General features: G+C 55.4%; 15 protein-coding genes. 6 read left to right on the top strand and 9 right to left on the bottom strand.

The features are described from left to right. Positions 1-30: 30 nt before the first annotated feature. The 4 genes from tmk to topA all read right to left on the bottom strand — a co-directional run bounded on the left by tmk (position 31) and on the right by topA (position 4,891). Positions 31-657 (bottom strand): dTMP kinase, encoded by a 627-nt coding sequence (gene tmk, locus OZX70_RS00985; protein WP_277181266.1) that lies wholly within the window; start codon positions 655-657, stop codon positions 31-33. 138 nt (positions 658-795) lie between these two features. Then, entirely contained in the window at positions 796-1,065 is a 270-nt protein-coding gene (locus tag OZX70_RS00980) for a DUF4160 domain-containing protein (RefSeq protein WP_277181263.1), read from the bottom strand. Beyond that, positions 1,058-1,525, bottom strand: a complete 468-nt coding sequence (locus OZX70_RS00975) for a hypothetical protein (protein WP_277181260.1) — start codon at positions 1,523-1,525, stop codon at positions 1,058-1,060. Before OZX70_RS00975 ends, OZX70_RS00980 begins: the two co-directional genes overlap by 8 nt. A gap of 381 nt (positions 1,526-1,906) precedes the next feature. Next, positions 1,907-4,891, bottom strand: coding sequence for a type I DNA topoisomerase (topA, locus tag OZX70_RS00970; protein ID WP_277181258.1), 2,985 nt, complete (start codon positions 4,889-4,891; stop codon positions 1,907-1,909). 1,101 nt (positions 4,892-5,992) lie between these two features. On the opposite strand from topA, the gene OZX70_RS00965 reads away from it, so the two are divergent. From OZX70_RS00965 to OZX70_RS00950, 4 genes are all read left to right on the top strand, one after another. Then, a complete protein-coding gene (locus OZX70_RS00965) occupies positions 5,993-7,303 on the top strand; it encodes an MATE family efflux transporter (RefSeq protein ID WP_277182055.1) in 1,311 nt (436 codons plus the stop codon). Between the two features lie 175 nt (positions 7,304-7,478). Continuing rightward, positions 7,479-7,964, top strand: a complete 486-nt coding sequence (locus OZX70_RS00960) for a hypothetical protein (RefSeq protein ID WP_277181256.1) — start codon at positions 7,479-7,481, stop codon at positions 7,962-7,964. 68 nt (positions 7,965-8,032) lie between these two features. Continuing rightward, entirely contained in the window at positions 8,033-8,554 is a 522-nt protein-coding gene (locus OZX70_RS00955) for a MarR family transcriptional regulator (protein WP_277181253.1), read from the top strand. A gap of 315 nt (positions 8,555-8,869) precedes the next feature. After that, positions 8,870-10,273 (top strand): MFS transporter, encoded by a 1,404-nt coding sequence (locus tag OZX70_RS00950; protein WP_277181251.1) that lies wholly within the window; start codon positions 8,870-8,872, stop codon positions 10,271-10,273. A gap of 389 nt (positions 10,274-10,662) precedes the next feature. Here OZX70_RS00950 and OZX70_RS00945 read toward each other — a convergent pair whose 3' ends face one another. Next, positions 10,663-11,220 (bottom strand): type 1 glutamine amidotransferase domain-containing protein, encoded by a 558-nt coding sequence (locus OZX70_RS00945; RefSeq protein WP_277181248.1) that lies wholly within the window; start codon positions 11,218-11,220, stop codon positions 10,663-10,665. Between the two features lie 138 nt (positions 11,221-11,358). After that, positions 11,359-13,680, bottom strand: a complete 2,322-nt coding sequence (locus OZX70_RS00940) for a DUF6541 family protein (RefSeq protein ID WP_277181246.1) — start codon at positions 13,678-13,680, stop codon at positions 11,359-11,361. Positions 13,681-13,988: 308 nt separating this feature from the next. On the opposite strand from OZX70_RS00940, the gene OZX70_RS00935 reads away from it, so the two are divergent. Beyond that, the gene (locus OZX70_RS00935; RefSeq protein WP_277181244.1) at positions 13,989-15,509 is read left to right on the top strand and encodes an FtsX-like permease family protein; all 1,521 of its coding nucleotides are present in this window, start codon (positions 13,989-13,991) and stop codon (positions 15,507-15,509) included. Then, complete coding sequence (locus tag OZX70_RS00930; RefSeq protein ID WP_277181242.1) at positions 15,506-16,927, top strand: ATP-binding cassette domain-containing protein; 1,422 nt, start codon at positions 15,506-15,508, stop codon at positions 16,925-16,927. The genes OZX70_RS00935 and OZX70_RS00930 overlap by 4 nt, the downstream gene beginning before the upstream one ends. A gap of 205 nt (positions 16,928-17,132) precedes the next feature. Here the strand turns inward: OZX70_RS00930 and OZX70_RS00925 are convergent, their stop codons facing one another. From OZX70_RS00925 to OZX70_RS00915, 3 genes are all read right to left on the bottom strand, one after another. After that, positions 17,133-17,984 carry an HD domain-containing protein gene (locus tag OZX70_RS00925; protein WP_277181240.1) on the bottom strand — a complete coding sequence of 284 codons (852 nt, stop codon included), beginning with the start codon at positions 17,982-17,984 and terminating at the stop codon, positions 17,133-17,135. A gap of 90 nt (positions 17,985-18,074) precedes the next feature. Then, positions 18,075-19,106 (bottom strand): LacI family DNA-binding transcriptional regulator, encoded by a 1,032-nt coding sequence (locus tag OZX70_RS00920; protein WP_277181238.1) that lies wholly within the window; start codon positions 19,104-19,106, stop codon positions 18,075-18,077. 214 nt (positions 19,107-19,320) lie between these two features. Then, positions 19,321-20,211, bottom strand: coding sequence for a carbohydrate ABC transporter permease (locus OZX70_RS00915; RefSeq protein ID WP_277181236.1), 891 nt, complete (start codon positions 20,209-20,211; stop codon positions 19,321-19,323). Position 20,212: the final 1 nt, after the last annotated feature.

Raw genomic sequence — 20,212 nt, 5'->3', positions numbered from 1 at the left:
AAATTTTACCAACCGGATTCTGCCGGATGTCTAAAGCCCACACGACCAATCCGCCAACAAATCATCGGCATCGGTGCGAATCTGGCTCCACACCTCATCAATCGGCTTCGAAGCATCAATGACTTTGAACCGCGACTTCTCATGCGCCGCCAAATCAAGGAACGCCTGACGCGTGCGCTCCTGAAACCCGCCGCCGGCCGATTCCATACGGTCCTCGCTGTGGTCAAGTCGGCCATGCGAAGCCTCAGGATCCATATCCAGCAGATACGTACGTTCCGGCAGCAAGTTATTCGTCGCCCAGAGGCTGAGGTTCCGCACTTCTTCCTGCGTCAGCTCGCGCCCGCCTGCCTGATAGGCCAGAGATGAATCGATGTAACGGTCGGAAATGACCACGGCCCCACGCGCGAGCGCCGGCCTGATGACTTCGGCGACGTGCTGGGCACGGTCGGCGGCAAAGAGCAACGCTTCGGTGCGCGGCGCGATATCCCCACCGTGCAGCAACAGCTGCCGCAAGTCCACGCCCAGTTTTGTACCGCCCGGCTCGCGAGTGACCACAACCTCACGTCCCAGCTCTTCGACGTAGCGCTTCAGTCGTTCGACCTGTGTGGTCTTCCCCACGCCGTCGACGCCCTCAAACGAAATAAACACCCCACTCATAATCCTCAATCCTGCTTAAAACAATCTGTCAGAACGCTCAGTCGTTACGTCAGAGCGCAATATTCTTAAGTCCGAACGAATCCAGACCTCCAGTTCAACCGGCTTTCAATATCTATCTTATGTGCGCATCGGATTCTATCATCGATCGAAATGATGATCTCCGAATGTTCTGTCCCAAGCACTGACGATAAACGCATGCCTACGAGCCAAATCATTGCTAATCTTCTTCAGGATTTTCTGCGGAATCTTTCCTCTGTTGTGCGACAGCACCACATCATCGTTCCTGCCCAGCACAAACTTTGCCATATCTCTGTCTCGTCCTTGAGAAACATGCACATGAACCCCATGGTCTCCATCATGGACGTTGAATGAAATTTCGTAACCTTTAATGATAAATTTTTCAGTCATCGCCGAACTCCTTATCGTCTTCGCGGGAGCCCTGCACCAGGTCATAATTCAACTTGTAATAATTCAAGAGAAAAGGCATGAAATCATCGGGAAAATTCGAAGAAAGAAGATTTCCCTTGTTGTCGAACACCGCCTTGCGGTTGTAGTCGACTTCGGTAATCGTAACGGTATCTTCGGTATAGCCAAGCCGAACGCCGTCCATCTCAAAAAGGTCGTCACATTGCATTTTGCACCTCCTTTCCTCCTGCAATACCGCCAATTGTAGCGGAAAAGCGGGAGGACGAGAAGTGCCGCGAGCACCAGCGCAATCAGATAGATTGGACGTGTTGTCACCATTGGAAAACCATTTATTTGCCTTTGCAGATATGCTCTTACCAGCAGCGCTTCGCCTATCGACGGGCCTTCGTTTGCCGGCGGGTCTTCTCTTGCCGTTATTATCCAACGACGCTGAATGTGCCATGTTCCACTCCTTTCGTCCGACTGAAATCGCCTTTGATTCCATAGAAGCACAAAACAGCAAATTACCGTGGAAAAACGGGGCACTGTGGTCGAACGATAGGGGTTATCCACATTTCAGGCGTGTCGCGGCCGACGCCGGTTAGTTATCCACATTCAGGGGTACCGAAAGTCATCGTCTATTCACATTTGCGAGCTATCAGTCAAATATTCGGCCAATCATCCACATTCGTCGGTTGCCAGTACAGATTATCCACTTTTCAGCGCTTCCCGACATTGCTGATCCCACCAGCTAATCTGCACTAGCTGATCCGCTCTATAACAACGTATCCCGCCCTGAGCCAACAGGAAGGGGATACAATGACAAATCAGCAGACTCTTGGACTTACTTCTTGGCAACCGACTTGCGGGTCGTGGTCTTTCTGGTGCCCTTACGCGCTGTCGTCTTTTTAGCAGACGTTGACTTGCGCGCGGTGGTCTTGCGGGTCGTTGTCTTACGGCGACCACGACGCTTCGTCGGGCCGGCGGCTCGTTTTTCGGCAAGCAGCTGGAAAGCGGTGGCCGGGTCAATGGACTCCGGGGTGTACTGCTTGGGCAGGGTGCGGTTGGTCTCACCGTCGGTGATATAGGCACCGTAGAAACCATCTTTGATGGTCACGTTCTTGCCGTTCTCCGGATCAGCGCCGAGATCACGCAGCGGTGGCTTGGCCGCTCCCCTGCCGCGCCCGCGACCGTACTTTGGCTGGGCAAAGAGCTCCTTGGCCTTCTCCAAGTCAACGGTAAACAATTCATCTTCACTGCCGAGCGAACGCGTCTCGGACTTACCGTCCGCACTCTTCTTGGTGAGGTAGGGGCCGTAACGTCCATTGCTCGCGGTGACGACGACCTCGCTGGTTTCACCGGTTTTGGCATCTGTCTCGTCGTATTTGCCGACTTCACGTGGCAGGCTCAGGAGCTTCAGGGCATCGTCAAGCGTGACCGTATCCGGGCTCATCGTCTTGAACAGCGACGCCATCTTGGGCTTGGGAACCGCGGACTTGGCAGTTTTCTTGGCACGTGTCTTGGTAGTCTTGGCCGACTTTGCAGAATTCTTTCCATCGGCGGCACTACCAGCGGTTTCCGCAGCCTTCGCCGCAGCAGCCTTAGCCTCGCGTTCAGCCTTCATTCCAGCTTCGGCCTCAGGAGAAATCAGCGCAACGTATGGGCCGAACCGCCCACTACGGACTTCCACCGTACCGCCGGTTGCCGGGTCCTTGCCAAGCACGCGCGGACCGCCGGCATTGTTCTTGATAAGTTCGTGACCGGCTTCGATGGTCAGCTCATCAGGTGCCATTGTCTCGGGAATCGAGGCGCGCTTCGGATTGCCCTCGGCGTCCAAGTTCTTTGTGTCCTCAAGATAGGGGCCGTAACGGCCGACACGCACCTGCAGACCGTCGCCAATCTCAATGGTGTTGATAGCACGGGCATCGATGTCGCCAAGCTGCGCGACCTGCTGCTGCAGGCCTTCATGCGCCTCGTCCTGGGATTTCGCCGCGTCCTTGCCGTCGCCGAAATAAAAGCGTGTGAGCCATTCCTTGCTGGTTTCCTTGCCTTGGGCGATCTTGTCGAGCCCGTTTTCCATATCAGCGGTGAATTGGTAATCGACATACTTCGGGAAGTTCGTTTCAAGCAACTTGGTCACTGCAAAAGCCAACCAGGAAGGAATCAGCGCCCTGCCACGTTCGTAGACATAGCCACGGTCAATAATCGTCGAAATGATGCTGGCGTAGGTTGACGGGCGGCCAATTTCCTTGGCTTCGAGCGTCTTGACCAGGGACGCCTCGGTATAGCGGGCCGGGGGCTGGGTTTCATGGCCGTCAGCGCTGACCGATGTGGCGTTGAGCACTTCACCGGTTTTCATCGGCGGCAGTGCCTCGTTTTCTTCGGACTTGCCGGATTTGGCGGTTGCCTTGCTATCCTTCGCCTTGGCAGGTGCAGACGACCCGGACGAACGACGCGGCCAACCGGAAGCCTTGAGGAACCCAGGGAATTCGATGACGGTGCCGGAAGCTTGGAAGATGGCTTCCCCACGCTCGCCGGCAGGTGCCGAAAGTCGCACGGTGGCGGTGAAACCAGTGGCATCGGCCATCTGCGAGGCCAGCGTGCGCTGCCAAATCAGGGTGTAGAGCTTCAGCTGATCCGGCGGTACCTTGGTAGCCAGTTCGGCCGGATCATGGAACTTCGAGCCGGCAGGACGGATGCATTCGTGAGCTTCCTGCGCGCCCGCGGTCTTCGTGGCATACTGCTTGGGCTTGTCGGAAAGATATTCTTTCCCGAAATTCTTCGTGACGGATTCGCGCGCGGCGGCAATGGCCTCCTGCGAAAGCGTCACGGAATCGGTACGCATATAAGTGATGAAACCGTTTTCGTAGAGTCCCTGCGCCGCCCTCATGGTCTGACGCGAGCTCATCGAAAGACGGTTCCCGGCGGCCTGCTGCATGGTCGAAGTGGTGAACGGCGGCACCGGACGGCGGTGGTACGGCTTGGATTCCATCGACACCACGGTGAATGGCGCATGTTCCAAAGTCTCGGCAATTGCCTTGGTCTGTGCCTCGTCAAGCTGGCAGACATTGTCTTTCTGCGCAGCAGCAGTCAATTCACCGGTGGAGGTGAAATCGCGCGAAGTGGCCAGCCGTGAACCGCCCAGCGAGACCATTCGCGATTCGAAATCGACGTTCTCACCCTGCGCGTCAGGCGCACAAAGCCTGGCGATGACGTCCCAATACGGCGAGCGCACGAACGCCATGCGTTCCCGTTCGCGCTCGACGATCAGACGCGTGGCAACGGACTGCACACGGCCAGCGGAAAGACCCGGACCGACTTTGCGCCAAAGCACCGGGGAAAGCTCGTAGCCATACAAGCGGTCAAGCACGCGGCGCGTTTCCTGCGCGTCGACCATGTTGGCGTCCACATCGCGCGTCTTGCCGACGGCGGCCTTGATGGCAGACGGCGTGATCTCGTGGAAAACCATGCGGTGCACCGGCACTTTGGGCTTGAGCGTCTGCACCAAATGCCACGCAATGGCCTCGCCTTCGCGATCCTCATCAGTCGCGAGGTAGAGTTCGCTGGCATCCTTCAGTGCGTTTTTGAGTTGTGTGACGGTTTTCTTCTTTTCCGGCCCTACGATGTAATACGGTTCGAAGCCGTCGTCGACATCCACACCGAACCGCCCGAACTTCGCCTTCTTGGAAGCCGGCACCTGGCTAGGCTGCGCGAGGTCACGGATATGGCCGACGGAGGCCATGACCGTGTAGTCCTTGCCAAGGTAGCCACCAATCTTCTTTGCCTTGGTCGGAGACTCCACGATGACAAGTTTCTTACCAGCCGCCATAACCGCTCCTTCACGTTTCGAGGTTACGTTCGTCATATTAATTACCACTTACCCACAGCATACAGCGAAACATCAGTGTAGCGCGTGGCGCAACATAATAATAAGGACTACCATACCGCGCTGAACATTCGCGCCGCCGCTTGATCGCGCCGAACCCGCATTCCGGAGCACAAGTACGCCAGTCGGCGATTCGCCACAACCCTCAATGTAGCACCGACAATCGCATTCCTGTTTTTCTTGTATTTTCTAACGCAATCGAGCCACAACGACAAAATGACTAAAATTGTCCACGAAAAGCTATATGAGCTTGGTTAAAACGTTTATTTATTCGTCCAACATAAGTATTATTGTCCTTTTCTTAGGGGGAGAATACGGCATTTATTTATTAATTGCCATATTTTACTTACTCGAAAACGGAGGGGAAAGAAAATGCGCAAGATCATGAAAACAGCGCTCTGTATCGCCGTGATTGTGACGGCGCAAGTGGTGCCGGTGTCTAACAATGACACCGGCAGAAACTGAAGAACGACAATCAGACTTTGTAAATCCTGCCTTCCATGCCGTCTACAAGGGCGACACCTAAAACGAGGCCAATCCGAATACCGCCATACAGCCGATCACAAGGAACGGATTCAATCTGGCCGCTTATCTTGCTGATTCTAATTGCCGTCTGTGCAACACCTATAACTACCGGCGCAGGCGAGCAAGACCATCAGCTCGCAACAGATACCAATCAATAAAGGAGCCGCCAATAGCGCCATAACTCAATAATCCGAGAGGAGGGGCTGCGCATCGTCTGACGTTGCGCAGCCCTTCTTTATGCCCTTAAAAGAGAACTGAATCAATACTGGCGTTTGATCTTTGGCGCCGTTACAATGGCAACCGAAATACTTGAAACCAAGAATCCAGAGAATCAGTATAGTGACCAAAACCCCAGCGACAAACGAGAATAATCGCGCCGACCAAGCGGCGGACGACAGCGTGACCAACCGCCAAACAACAGACAACACAATCTCTTACGCGCAATCCTCGGACAGAGCACAAACCAATAAGCAATCTGCAGACGCAACACCGAGCTACGACCGGGCCGAACGCAAACGCATCAACCGTCAGATTCTCGCTCTGGCGATTCCTACCTTCGGTCAGCTCATTGCCGACCCGCTGTTCGTCCTGATCGACACGGCCATCGTCGGGCACATCGGCGACACCGCGCTGGCCGGGCTTTCCATCGGCTCCACGGTGCTGCTCACCGTCGCCGGGCTGTGCAACTTCCTGGCTTACGGCACTACCTCGCGCGTCGGGCAACTGATGGGGGCCGGGCGCAAACGTGAGGGGCTTGAGACTGGGGTCGACGGACTTTGGCTGGCGTTGATTATTGGCGTTGTTATTTCGGCGGCGTTCTTTATGGGAGCACGGCCGCTATGTTCGCTGATGGGAGCGCGCGGCGAAGTGCTCGACAACGCGACGATTTACTTGCAAGCCGTCATTTTCGGACTTCCGGGAATGTTGTTGGTCTATGCAGCCAACGGTATTTTCCGCGGGCTCAAGAAAGTGCGCATCACGCTTGTCGCCGCGGTTCTGGGCGCGGCACTCAATACCGCGCTTGACTTTCTGTTCGTTTTCGGGCTTGGCATGGGGATTATGGGTTCCGGGCTGGCAACGCTCATCGCGCAGTGGTTCATGGGCATTTACTTGGTCATTCCGTCACTGAAATGGTCGCACGACGCCGGCGCTTCACTAGCTCCACGAATTTCCGGCATTACTGCCACGGCTGCCGATGGCCTGCCGCTGTTTATCCGCACGCTCGCCCTGCGTATCTGCCTGGTGGCCACCGTCGTGCTCGCTACGCACATGGGCACACAAGTGCTCGCCGCCTACCAGGCCGTCAATTCCAGCTGGAATTTCGTCCTGAACATCCTCGATGCAATCGGCATCTCCGGTCAGGCGCTGGTGGCCACGGAAATCGGCGCCAAACGTTACGGTCGCGCGCGCGAGATGACGCAGATTTCGGCGCGTGCGGGACTTTATGGTGGTATCGGCATCGGGATTGCACTTGTGCTGCTGGGCTTCGTCTCCGCTCCCCTGTTCAGCCCGAACATAGCCATCCAGCACCTCATCGTCATCGGCATGATTGTGGTGGCGGTTTTCCTGCCGCTTTCTGGCTGGATGTGGGCGCTCGACGGTATCCTCATCGGTGCCGGCGACTACAAATATCTCGCCGTCACCTGTACGATCGTCACCATCGTTTACCTGCCGCTCGTCCTCGTGCTGAACTTCATCGACGGCGCCTACAACCCCAGCTCCACCACCCGCATGGTCCTGCTCTGGGCCGTCTTCAACGTCATTTTCATCGGCGGCCGTTCGATTTTCAACGGCTTGCGCGCTCACGGTGACAAGTGGCTAAAAAAGTAAGGTCTCGGGAAATCGCAAGCTGAAGCCCATAGCTTTTATCCACTTATTATTCGATAAAACAAACAACCCGAAAATGCGCGGATTACCGAACAATTCTCAAATGCTTTGATTTCCAAGCATTTTGGTGATGTGCCGAATTCGAAACATTCGATAAAATGCAGCAGGATAGCTACTTTTGCAAAATGCGACTATTCTGCAATCCTTTTCGCTACTTTCTGCGGTAGGGCTTGATTGCGCTGGCGGAATCCAATTTGTCGACGAAGAACACTTGGATGAGCTGAAACGACCAGAGCAACTTCACCGGATTTCAGAAGCGATTATTCGCAAGCGTTTGTTGGAATTATCTTCTTCACAACCCAATTGGCACAACGGCGACGAATACTACTACGAGCGCATCGAGCTCAAGCACTGGCTCAGGCTCTGCCAAGGCACCAAACTCGACGTGGAACTCATCGCTGGACTGCTGAAGCATTATGCTGAAATCCTATCTGATACGTTCAACGGCACCGCGAAAATCGCACTCACCGATGTCGTCAAACTTAAGATTTCGCCGGAATCGTTCAGAATGCCAAACAGCAGCTCGGCCAACGCGCGCAAAGAACTCGTCAACCGCATTGGCGCAGGCGTCAAACGGCACTGCGACTCGGTGCTCAGATCGTAAAACCGATTACACAATACTAATGTCCTGACCCTCGATATTATTTGTTAGTTAGCTAACGAATTAATTTTTTGTCGGGTCGATTTCAGCGGCTCGACTGTCGAGAAGGCAAGAAGAATATGACCGATACACCGGACGGGCGGCCGGAAAACTACGGGCGTCTGCTGCAGCAGTCCTCGAGCGCGATGTCGCAGCAGCTCGGGCGCTTCGCGGCACGCTACGGGCTCACCGAAGTGCAGATGGCCGTCATCAACTTCATGAGTTCGCAGCCGGGCGGCGAGGTGGCCCAGCACGCCATCGAAGAGGAGTTCCACATCCAGCGCTCCACCGTCACGGTGACCCTGCAACGCATGGAAGCTCGCGGTTTGCTCACGCGCGAACAAGCGGAGGACGATGCCCGCTGCAAGAAGGTGAAACTCACCTCGCGCGCCAAGCAAAGCGTCGAGGCTATCCACGGTTATATCGATAACGAGCAACGCGAGTTCGAGCGCCGCTTCTCTCCCGCGCCAATCGCCGAGTTCAAGGAAATGTTGGCGTTTTTCGGTCGCGAGCACGATGATGACCCCTACGTCGAATCAGAGCCTCCTCGCTAATCAAAGTAGCATCAGCTACTCTATCAAGATAAACATTGACACCGCGTAAAGCCGAAATCATGCAACATCACACTCATCCATCATAAATCTGCGTATTTTGTACCTCTTGGCGCACCAAGAAGCCCATTTTTGGAAGAATTGCACGCATATCTTCCAAAATCAGTGATCTTGGCGCGCCAAGAGGCCCAAAAAATAAAGATTGAGAGCCAAATCATCAAAATTCGACCCTCTTGGCGCGCCAACATAGGCCAAATAGATACTTTGAGCAATAACAAAACACTGAATATTCAACACACCTTAAGAAAGTCACCATCTATGACATCGAACACGCAAACAACAACCGTCACACAGCCGGCGAAAATCCCCGGGAAAGTCTTCGGCGCCGTCATCGCGGCCGGCCTGCTTTCGCTGAGCGGCGTGACCGTCGAAACCGCGATGAACGTCACCTTCCCGACGCTCATGAAGGAATTCGGCATCAGCACCGAAACCGTGCAGTGGGTGACGACGGCTAACCTGCTCACCATCGCCATCGTCGTGCCGCTGAGCGCGATGCTCAAGTCCCGTTTCCGCACCAAGTCGCTCTTTATCGTCGCAAATCTTTCTTTCCTCGCCGGCCTCATCATCGAGATTTTCACACCCAACTTCGAGCTGCTCGTCACCGGCCGCGTCATCCAGGGCATCGGCGCCGGCATCGCGCTGCCGCTGATGTTCAACATCATTCTCGAAACCGTGCCTCCTCAGCGAATCGGCCTGATGATGGGCTTCGGCACCCTGCTCACCGCGGTCGCTCCGGCCATCGGCCCGACCTTTGGCGGCATCGTCGTCTCCAACACCAGCTGGCGCGTCATCTTCGCTTGCCTACTGCCGGTCGTGCTCATTTCACTGGTGCTGGGCATCGCCTGCATCCAGCAGAAGAGCAAGATCCGCGACGTCAACTTCGACATCCTGAGCATCGCCCTGATTGCCATCACATTCGCCGGCCTCATCTTCGGCTTCAGTGCCATGACTACCAAGCCGATCCTGAGCATCCAGGTCGGTGGCACCATCGTCGTCGGCATCATCGCTTTGGTCATCTTCTGCATGCGTCAGCTCAAGATCGATGCCCCGATCATCGACATCCGTACCTTGAAGAACCTGCGCTTCTCCGGCTTCGTGCTGGCGTTCTTCCTGCTGCAGGCCATTTCACTGGGTCTGGCCTTCATCCTGCCGAACTATCTACAGCTCGCCGACGACTCCTCACCGCTTATCGCCGGCCTCACTCTGCTGCCCGGCGCTGCGCTCGGCGCGGTTCTCGCGTTGCTTGGCGGTCGTGTCTATGATGCCGTCGGCCCGAAGCCGCCGCTCATTTTCGGTGGAGCCTGCGCTATTATCGCGATGATCTGCTTCTTCGCGTTCGGCCACCATCTTTCCAGCGGCGCGGCAGCCGGATTCTACTTGCTTTACATGCTCGGCATCGGACTGAGCTCAGGCAACATCATGACCACCGGCCTTTCGCATCTGAGCGGCCACGAGCAGAGCATGGGCAACGCCATCTTCAATACCGCCCAGCAGTTCGCAGGCGCGGTCGGCACCTCCATTGCTTCCGCCATTCTCGCCGCCGGCCAAGCCGGTTCCGCCAACATGGCAACGGGCACGGCAATCGGCGCGACGATGACCTTCGGCGTGCTGCTTGCCGCCCTCGTCATCGAGTTCGCCGATATTCTCCGCTCGCTGTTCTAAACAGAGAAAGCCACCGGCCGACAATCTCTCTCGGAATCAATAATGGCTGTGATGACGTTGCAATATCGTCATCACAGCCGTTTTATATGCCATTTCCCGAAACCACCAATAGCATATAGGTATAAATCAATCCGCTACGTTGGTAAAACACCGAACACAGTTGATTTCACAGCACGGAACCGATAATCATTGATCTTTAATCTTCCCTGCTCCAAAACTACGGAAAAGGTCAATCTGGATCACCGGCATATCGCCATTCCTGTTTTCAAAAATAACGATTCCGCAGCACTAAAGCCCGTTACCGCTTCTAAAACGCTTCAATACTGCGTCTTCACAGCACTCTCACCTTGAACAATCATATTTTCGATTGCGTGCTGCGAAGGAATTGTTTACTCTCTGAGCGCTTCCTTGATCGCGTCCACAAACGCATCCAAATCCGCGGGCTTGCGGGAGGTGATGAGTTTCCATCCGTTGGCATCGTCGACATGAACTTTCTCGTCGACGTACTTACCGCCGGCGTTCTCGATGTCCGCAGCGATATAACGGCAGGCGGTCAGCGTCTTGCCCTTGAGCAGGTCTGAGTTGACCAAAAGCCACGCGCCATGGCAGATCGAAGCGACCGGCTTACCCGCAGCGGCGAAATCCTTGGCAAGCTTTTGGGCGTCAGGATCAACACGCAAACGGTCCACGTTGCAGGTGCCGCCGGGCACAATGAGCATATCGAAATCATCGGCGGAAACCTGCGAATACACGGTGTCCGGCTCAACAATTTCGCCGACATAGCGGTCGTGCCGCACGGTTTCGATAGGCGCAAGTTCCGCCGCCGCCAACGTCACCTGAGCCCCCGCAGCCCTCAAATCCCGCAGTGGCCGGGTCATCTCGGTCTCCTCAATCCCCCAGTTGCGTACGATAATAAGCACTTTTGCGTCGCTCACCGATGTAGCCATAATCTCGTCTCCTTATGTATTACAAATATCAACATATCGACATTCCCATTGTATATAAACGTCTATAAACAAGCCATGCCTTGGACCGCGCGCAAAAATCTGAGCGAGTCCACTATCTTCGAGGCACTGGCGACTTGACTAATTCCCGCATTGAATGGTGTAAAGCGCCCAGTCCTTGGCATAGGGGCCGAGGTAGCCGAAGTCCACAATCTTGTCCAAAACCCCTGCGCGCACATAGCCGTCGATCAAATCCTGCCGGTGGAAAGTGTCGTATTGGTGACGGAACGTGAACATCTGCAGACTCGGCGCCTGAGGGCCCATCGAAAGGAAGTATTTCGGCACTTTGCCGCCAATGGGGCAAGTCGTCGCCATCAGTTTCGCAGGATCGCCGGAATCGAACGCGGCTTCGGTTTGCCCGAAAATCGCACCGTTCTTTTCATGCATGGGGTTGTAAATCGGGTACAGCATATTCGCATCGAACATTGAAGAACCGTACATGGAGCCATTGAGCGGGTCTGAGATGATCACCGGTCCGTTGCCGGCCAGCTTGACGGTTTCCTTCAACGCAACATATTTCGCGCGGGTGAGCTGCTCGTTCTCCGGCTTGTCGGCCAGCACACTGTTGGAAGCAAGCGCAATCCCCAGATTCTGGCGGGTCACATTGCCGAACTGGCAGGAAATTGCGAGCCCGGCCAATACGATAAGAGACACGGCCTTCCCGCCATTGCGGGAAAGCCAGTCAGCGAAGCCCCGGCGTTCGGAACGTCGCAAAGCAGCCGTATAGCGGCCGGAGCCCTGCGAAGTATCGGCGTGGGCACGCCGCTCCGAAGAGGCGATGGAGGCTTCGTCAACATCCCTCAACCAAGCGGTTCCGGATTCTTTCTCAGCCGCGGGTTGCGGACCGGATTGCGCCGAGACCTCCGAGACTTCAAGCGTCTTCTCGGATTGAGCCGCGGCCTTGGGCACTTCGTCAACATCGTCGAACAGGTGCACCACCGCGCAGACTGCAAAGACGAGCAACGGTATGATGGCGAACGGAATCATCGTCAAGGGGCGGGCCTCGGAGCGGTACCAGGCACCGGCAACGATGTTGGGGAACCAACCGGTCAGCGAGGTCGAGCAGACGTAGACCAGGCACACCAAAGCAAAGGCAAGGGCCAGTGACACGGCGTCCTTGGTCATCATCCGCGTCGGCGTGGCAAATCGTGAGGGCCGAGCTTTTGGCGACAGCACTTTGGTTCCTTCGTCCCCCGTGTGCCCATCGAACTTGATAACCACCAGTTTCGACTTGATATACCCGACTACCACCGCTATCGCAACGACCAAGGCGACAATGACCACAACGGCCATGAACCCGCTGACGACACCGCTGATATTATCCGTAAAAAATATTTGTAAAGCTTCAGGAATAGTGCGGTTGGGCTTGTAGGTATGGAACCAGCTGGAAGGGTCGGCATAGCGCGAGGAATGATAGTGCCCGGTCATATAGAAGAAGAACGCGACGGCGCAGACCACCACGGCCGCAAGCACGCCGAGAATGGCTTTCCAAGGAAGGCGCATAAGCATGAACGGCGCCATCAGCAGCAGCCAAGTGAAGGCGATGCGCGGATGGGCGAAGACGCAGAGCAGCCCAAGCAGTAAGGTCAGGATCAGCCAGCGCAGAATATGGTAGCGATCAGCGATGGAGTCGAAAAGACGCAAGGTGACGTAAAGCCAGAACGGCAGAAGCGTGGTGGCCAGACCGAACGCGATCAGTGGGCCGGAGACCAGCATCTGGAAAGGATGGCTGGCCGAGGCGACAGCGAGCAGGGGCACGATCAGCATCATCGCACACGAGAACGGCCGCCAGAACAGAGCATTGGAATCGACGATCTCATCCCACTCCCCTGCTTTGCCGGCATCGGCGGTCACATCCTGCGGACTCGTGGCCCCGCCAACGGAAGCGGACGGATTCGGCACCCATGGTTTTGCTGATTTCGAGGATTTTTCCTTGCGTTTCTGGGAACTCAAAGCGACATGGACGGATGATTCGAGGCCACGCCATTCTTCGACGAATTTGCCATCGACCTTGCGCGTCCAGTAGCTTGCCCACAGCGAAACCCCAGCCGGCCAGACCAGTCCGGAGGTCGTCAGCCAGACGATATTGAAGGCGGTATAGATATTGATCTTGATGTGCAGGAGATTGCAGAAGGAAATGATCGCGGCGGCAATAATATGGAACAGCGGCGGATAGTAGGCATCGTTGGGCCAGAGCCTGGTCGCGGCCCCAATGCCTTGACGCAGCAGCTTGCGGATGAAATAGTAATGGGCAGGTGCATCGATTTCTTGCAATGGCAGATTCCACGCGTCCCACGTTTTCGGGAACCATGCCAGGACGATACCGAACGCCGCCAACACGCCGAGAATCGAACATACCGGCAACGCGGCATGGCCTATTCGCTGTTTCCATTTCGTATTCATTATCGATAATCCTACCTGTCGTGTGACGAATTTACCCAAATTTTCTGCAATCCCACCAAATAATCCCCTCATAACGCTTCAATACCGCTTCAAAAATGGAATTCTCAGAAAACTCTCAACATTTCTTGAGGTTTTGTTCGTTCCACCCAAGTTTAGGCACATATACTAGAGTCTGTTGCCTATGCTGCGGCCTAGCATCGGAAAATATGCAAGCCTAAACGGCAGGAAACATGTGGTGCCTGTATGTCACGCTCGGCAGGATAGCTTTCAACGCGGCAAACTACAGGCCTCAAACACAGGAGAAATAGATGTTCGTGCTAACCAATGCCTGGTCTTCAGTGATACGTCACAAATGGCGCAGCATCCTGATGTTGCTCGTCGCCGGAATCATGATATTCGGCGTTGTCTTCGCGACCGCCGTGTCCAGTGCCAACGACAAGGCACATGGCGAAATCTATCAGGCACAGGCACCGATCGCCGTCATCCGGCCAACCGCCGCGATGGAAAACAAGCTCAAAGGCGACGACGCCTCAAGCGTGAAAAAGTACATGACCTTTGACGATTACGGCACCTACGCCATGTCGCTGCAGCAGATCGGCGTGCAGCAGCCGCAATTCTCGATCGGTATCTCGTTGCCGATGAAGCAGGCCGGCACGACAAAGGCCATTGCCGGCAAAAGCGACGTGAGCAGCAAGAAAACCGGCGGCGAGACCACACTTTACAGCTACTACGACAAAGACGGCATCACCATCAACCCTTGGGGATCCTTCAAGATAGACCAAGGCAAATCCTTGAATTACCAAGGCAAAGACGGCAAGAACGTGCTCGTCTCCCAGGCCTTTGCACGCAAGAACAACCTGCATGTGGGCAGCACACTCACGCTCGGTAATCCCATGACATCAGACACTTACAAGCTCACGGTACGCGGCATTTACGCCTATACCGACCCAGCACCCGCCGGGCACGGCAGCGACGCCAAACTGGCCAAGGAAAACCGCGACAACGCCATCTACGCCGAACCTTCCGTTCTCACCGCCAACAATCTGTTAAGCGACAATGCCGAAGGCTGGCTGAACCCACGTTTCGACGTCGGTTTCAAACTCGGAAGCGTCGATCAATACACCGCTTTCACGCAAGCGGTCAAGGCCATGAAACTGCCGAAAGGCTACCAAGTCAGCTCGCCGACGCTCGACCATTACAACGCCACGATCAAACCGTTGGAAACGCTGAACAACACGATGGTCAAAGTACGTATCGGCCTCTATGCAGGCGGCGGAATTATTCTGCTGCTGCTCGTAGGGTTTGCGCTTCGCCGGCGCAGCGACGAGATTGCAATGGACATGATCATCGGTGTCACCCGGGCGCGCGTGGGTTGGCAGTTCTCGCTGGAGACGCTGATACCCACGGTTCCGGGACTTCTGATTGGCGGCATCGCCGGGGCGCTGTGCGCCAAACCTTTGGGAAAAGCACTTGCCCAAGGAATCGCGACGCCTGCAGTATCCGCCTGCTGGATGGCGATGTGGTATTCCATTGCCATCGTGGCGGCGTTGGCCGTAATCGCCTTCTTGAGGCCCGCTTTCGCCGGAGTTCCGCGCATCTTCGAGACCCGCGAGGCAGTCGACAGTGCAACTACTGGCAATGCAAAAGCCGACAGCGCAACGCAATCCGCCGTTGAAAACGCGAACGCACAAACCAACGAGAATGCGGACGACGACCACGAGGCCGACGCCAAGGATCGTGAGGATGACGGAAAACCAAGCGAAACTCACGACGACCGCAAAACCCACGATGACAACGCATCCGAAGACGATACGGAGGCTCAGGCATGAGCAAGAACAGCGATTCGAAAGACGAAGCCATGAACGACGGGCCCCAAAACCCGAAGAACGCGAATAACAATGCAGAGGACACCACGCAGAACGACGCCCAGGACACCTCGGCGGTCAAGTATGATGTCGTCTTCGATGATGACGATGACGCCCTCGACCTCGGTAGCCTCGCGGCTTCCGGACAGGTTTCCAGCGACGTGACGGCCTACGATGCTGAAAACGACAACGTCGAAGACACTGACAGCGACGATGGTGACAGCAACGACAATACCAAAGCCGAAACTGCCGACACCAACGCTAAAGGTAATGCAAAGAAATCGGGTCCGGCGAACGACGAGGCCGATGGCAAGAAAACCAGTGACGACGGTAAAGCCAACAGCGACAATTCGGAGAACGTAGCGGCTTCCAATGCTCAACGTGTCAACGAAACGTTGAGGCTGGCCGTGCAGGAAGAAGATGAGCTGAGCGCACACGAGGCAAAATCTCCCGTCATCGAGCCGGCCACGGCCATCTCAACGCGCCTCGACAAAGAGACCATCAGCGAAGCCGACATCCTGCTGAAGCCGAACCCGACTTTCGCGCTCGACCACGTCACCTTCACCAATCGCGAATCCGGTCGAAACGTGCTGGACAATATCGACTGGGGCTTCTTCGCCGGATCGCTCTACGCCATCACCAATGCCGACGACGAGCAACGCCGCGACTTCTTGGCAGTGGCTTCAGGCTTTTACCGTCCAGACAGCGGTCAAGTCATGGTGAAAAGCCAGAGCCTTCTCGAACTTGAAACCAACGAAATCCGCGGCCACCGCATCGGCCTGATCACGCAGCGCTACAGCCTGCGCGACGACCTTGACGCACTGACCAACCTGACCTTCACCATGCGTGCCTCGGGCCGCACATTCCTCAAGCCGGTACCCGTCGCGGCTCGCGATGTGCTGAAATATGTCGATTTCGACGAAGCGGCCACCGGAGTGAAGGTATCCGACCTCAAGCCGGTGGACCAACGCCGCTTGGCCATCGCACGGGCCATCTGCTGCGAAGCCACGGTGATTCTCGCCGACGATCCGGTCGGCGGACTCGACGAGGGCGACCGCAAGGTCATCCTCGACCTACTCGCGCGCATCGCCCATGCGCAGGATCCGAAGCGCTGCGTCATCGTTCTGGTTCCAGGTTTCGGCTCGGAAACGGGCGAAAGCGACGATGCCGGCACAGCTGAAAATGCCGATGACACTGAGGCAGATGCAAACGCGGAGGCGAGCGCCGACGGCGAGAACGCCGATACTGACGACGACGCCAATGCTACCAATGACACGAAGACCGACGCTACTGCCGCTGATGCCAACGCTGCCACGGATTCGGACGAATACGCCAGCTCAACCGATTACGAGGCCAAAGCCGATAAGGTTTACTCGTTCTGAGTTCGGCTGCGTCTCGACCCCGTCCGGAGTGGTGACAGCATAGCAGCAGGGACATCGCCACATCGCAGTCAGCTCCCTGATTCCATAAATGCGACCAAAAGCATGCATAACCGTGCTTTTGGTCGCATTGTATTTGAAGTTGCGATGAAAAGCACGAAACTCGGCTCGTTTTAGTGCTTTTCGTCGCAACAATGTCGGAGACCGGCTACTCGTCCAGCTTCATGTCGAACTTCTTGGCCAACGCCGGGATGTCCGGGACGCCATACTTCTTTACCAAGCCAAGCCACTGCCGCTCGTTGTCTGATCCGAAACGGCGGGCTTTGCGAGCGTAGGCCCCGGCGGTGAGGAATCGGGGCGGAATGGACTTGCTGTTGTATTTGTCGGCCACCATCACCACCTCCTGCTCGAGGTTCATCGGCACGTAATCGGCCGGCGGAAGCGGCAAGCCCTGCGCCACGACCTGCTCGCGGGTCAGTCCTACTCCCGTATGGTTGCGCGCGAATTGCGCGATGGACTCGTCCACGCCCTGCTTAAGCAACCAATCGTAGCCGCGCAGCCCATGCAGGATGTAATTCGGCCCGTCGAATTGCAGCTTTTCGCCGTCAGAACCGTCATGTTTCAATACGAGGTAGGTTCCGATGTCATGGAGCATCGCCCCCACCACGGCAAGGTTTTCGTCGAGCAGACGCGGCGGCACAAGCCCACCAGCCACCCCGTCCGTCGGTGGAACCGTAGCATTGATAGCACCTAAAACGTTGGAATTATTGCGTTTCTGAGCGAACACCGCCGGAGTGACACCTCCTCCGGCACCCTCGTTGGCATCAGTGCTACCGCTATCTGAGGAGCTGTCGTCCTCATACTTCCCCGTAAGCTCCGGCGCATCTTCGGGCAACGTGCAACGCCGCACAAACAGCGCGTTCTGCCGGCGGACCAGCTGACGAGTAATCGTCGCAATGATGACGCAATGGGTATGGATAAGATCATAAGCGGCTTTAGAAGGCGCAATCTTGTGATGCAGCTCGTCTGCCTGGGCAAGTGTAGGAATATATCCGGTCATGTCTCCTATTGTAAGGAATTTCAGAACAGAGAGAAATCATTTTTTAGAAACGATACATCAAGCTCAACACTATCTAAGCTTGTGAAATTGCTAAATTTTAGTCGATTCCCTTTCAATCAGGGAAAAACTGGAGACAAACCTGCGAGGTTCCCCGCTATAGCCCTCAATACGCTGGATGAGCATTTCAACAGCTTTACGGGCATAGGCATCAGTATGCGGATCGATCGTAGTCAGTCTGGGAGTTGAAAAATCCGCTTCCGGAACGTTATCAAAGCCGACTACCGATATATCTTCGGGAATCCTGCATCCATGTCTCTGTAGCTCATTCATCACACCGAACGCCAGCGCATCATCCAGACAGACCACAGCATCGGGACGATTACCTTCCAGCAATTGATCCCCAGCTCGAACACCTGAAACACTATTAAGCGGATAAACCGATATGACATTCGACCAGTCAACTTCGAGACCCCGCTTCTCGAACGCCCGAACATATCCTTGGATCCTTAGCTCTTGAGTACCTTCCCTAGCATTAAGTACGCGTTGCCAATCGCGATCGGCAGGAGCTCCGACCAACGCCACGGAACGATAGCCGCGATCCAGCAAATCACCGGTCGTTTTTTCCAGCGCATCGACATTGGGCATCGTCACCAAATCCGCTTTGCCATAGGCGCTGTAATCGCCGGCCAACACTGTGGGATAAGGTTGGGAAAGAATCGCGGCCTTGTCGGCCAATGCCGTATCTGTGAAGAAAATCCATCCATCCGCCCCTAGGCGATAAGTCTCTTCGATGATAGAAGGAATACCCGCACCGCCAGAGGCATACGTACTGACGATGACCCCATAACCTCGCTCCCTTGCAACATCGATGACTTGATTAGCGAGATACGATGAAAATGGCTGCAAAAAGTCGAAGACGGCCAATCCGATGAGTTTCGAGCTTCCGGTTTTCAGCGACCTTGCCGAAACGTTGACGGTATAGCCCAGATTGTGCATCGCTTTCAAAACACGTTCGCGCGTGGAGGGACGCATGCTCCCAGTTCCGTTGAGTGCATTGGAGACGGTTTTGATGGAGACTCCTGCCTCCTTTGCCACATCTTTAATCGTCACTCTGGAACGCATATGCTAATCCTTTTCACAACTGTATTATGTAAACGAAAACGTCCGAATCGCTGACCCTCATCAGTCAAATAATACTGTAATCCAGCATACAGCCATCCCTAAGGCAAAGCCCATAAAACAAGATCGTGTCTGCACAGCAAAAGGCTGCACAGACACGATCTGCCATCCGACAACGTTCAATAAGAACCCGTCGAATGCGATTATTCCAGATGTTTTATTGCTTCACGGCTCCAGCGGTGATGCCTCCGACCCAGTAACGCTGCAGGAAGAGGAACGCCAGAACCAACGGAATCACAGAGATGAAGGCGCCGCAGGTGATGAGGTTCCATACTTGTTCCACACCGGCACCGGCGTTGGACTTGGCCTGCCATTGAGTCAGACCCACCGTAATCGGGAAGAGCTTGGTATTGGCAAGCACAACCTGGGGCAGGAAGTAGTTGTTCCAGCAATTGACCACGGAAAGCAGGAAAACGGTGGTAATTGCAGGGGTCATGATCGGCAGCGAGACCTGGAAGAAGGTCCTCAACTCGCCGGCGCCATCGACTCGCGCCGCCTCCATCATCTCGTCAGGCAAGGAAGACTGGCAATATACACGCATCAAGTAAGTGCCGAACGGGGAAAGCAACGAAGGCAAGATGACCGCCCAAATCGTATCGTTCATTCCGATCTTCGTCATGATGATGAACGTGGGAATGACCAATGCCGTGGTCGGAATCATCAAGGCACCGAGAACGATGTTGAAGTATACCTTGCGGCCATGGAAGCGGAATTTGGCGAATCCGTAACCCGCCATAACTGACAACGCCGTCGCGCCGACGCCGCCGACCAAAGCGTAGAGCAGCGAATTGAACAGCCAACGCCAGTAGATGCCATCCTGGTAAGTGGTGAGCTCCTTGATGTTGTCCCACAAAGCGAAATGCTTGTCGAACCACATCGGGCCGCCAGTGCCCATGAACAACCCGGCGTTGTTCTTGGTGGCGGCGACGATAAGCCACCAGACCGGCAGTATGAAGTAAAGAATGCAGATCACCATGAAGACCTTGGCGGTGATTTGATGCCCCCTGTTGATCTTCTGACCTTTATCGATATTCTGATTCTGTTTCATC

Source organism: Bifidobacterium sp. ESL0732, assembly GCF_029395535.1.
Classification (GTDB): domain Bacteria; phylum Actinomycetota; class Actinomycetes; order Actinomycetales; family Bifidobacteriaceae; genus Bifidobacterium.
This window is presented reverse-complemented; position numbering and strand designations above follow the sequence as displayed.

Excerpts from the sequence above, each read along its gene's own strand:
- OZX70_RS00915 (WP_277181236.1), bottom strand. The coding sequence starts at position 20,211 with ATGAAACAGAATCAGAATATCGATAAAGGTCAGAAGATCAACAGGGGG.
- tmk (WP_277181266.1), bottom strand. The coding sequence starts at position 657 with ATGAGTGGGGTGTTTATTTCGTTTGAGGGCGTCGACGGCGTGGGGAAG.
- OZX70_RS00950 (WP_277181251.1), top strand. The coding sequence starts at position 8,870 with ATGACATCGAACACGCAAACAACAACCGTCACACAGCCGGCGAAAATC.
- OZX70_RS00920 (WP_277181238.1), bottom strand. The coding sequence starts at position 19,106 with ATGCGTTCCAGAGTGACGATTAAAGATGTGGCAAAGGAGGCAGGAGTC.
- OZX70_RS00980 (WP_277181263.1), bottom strand. The coding sequence starts at position 1,065 with ATGACTGAAAAATTTATCATTAAAGGTTACGAAATTTCATTCAACGTC.
- OZX70_RS00975 (WP_277181260.1), bottom strand. The coding sequence starts at position 1,525 with ATGGCACATTCAGCGTCGTTGGATAATAACGGCAAGAGAAGACCCGCC.
- OZX70_RS00940 (WP_277181246.1), bottom strand. The coding sequence starts at position 13,680 with ATGAATACGAAATGGAAACAGCGAATAGGCCATGCCGCGTTGCCGGTA.
- OZX70_RS00935 (WP_277181244.1), top strand. The coding sequence starts at position 13,989 with ATGTTCGTGCTAACCAATGCCTGGTCTTCAGTGATACGTCACAAATGG.
- topA (WP_277181258.1), bottom strand. The coding sequence starts at position 4,891 with ATGGCGGCTGGTAAGAAACTTGTCATCGTGGAGTCTCCGACCAAGGCA.
- OZX70_RS00945 (WP_277181248.1), bottom strand. The coding sequence starts at position 11,220 with ATGGCTACATCGGTGAGCGACGCAAAAGTGCTTATTATCGTACGCAAC.
- OZX70_RS00925 (WP_277181240.1), bottom strand. The coding sequence starts at position 17,984 with ATGACCGGATATATTCCTACACTTGCCCAGGCAGACGAGCTGCATCAC.
- OZX70_RS00930 (WP_277181242.1), top strand. The coding sequence starts at position 15,506 with ATGAGCAAGAACAGCGATTCGAAAGACGAAGCCATGAACGACGGGCCC.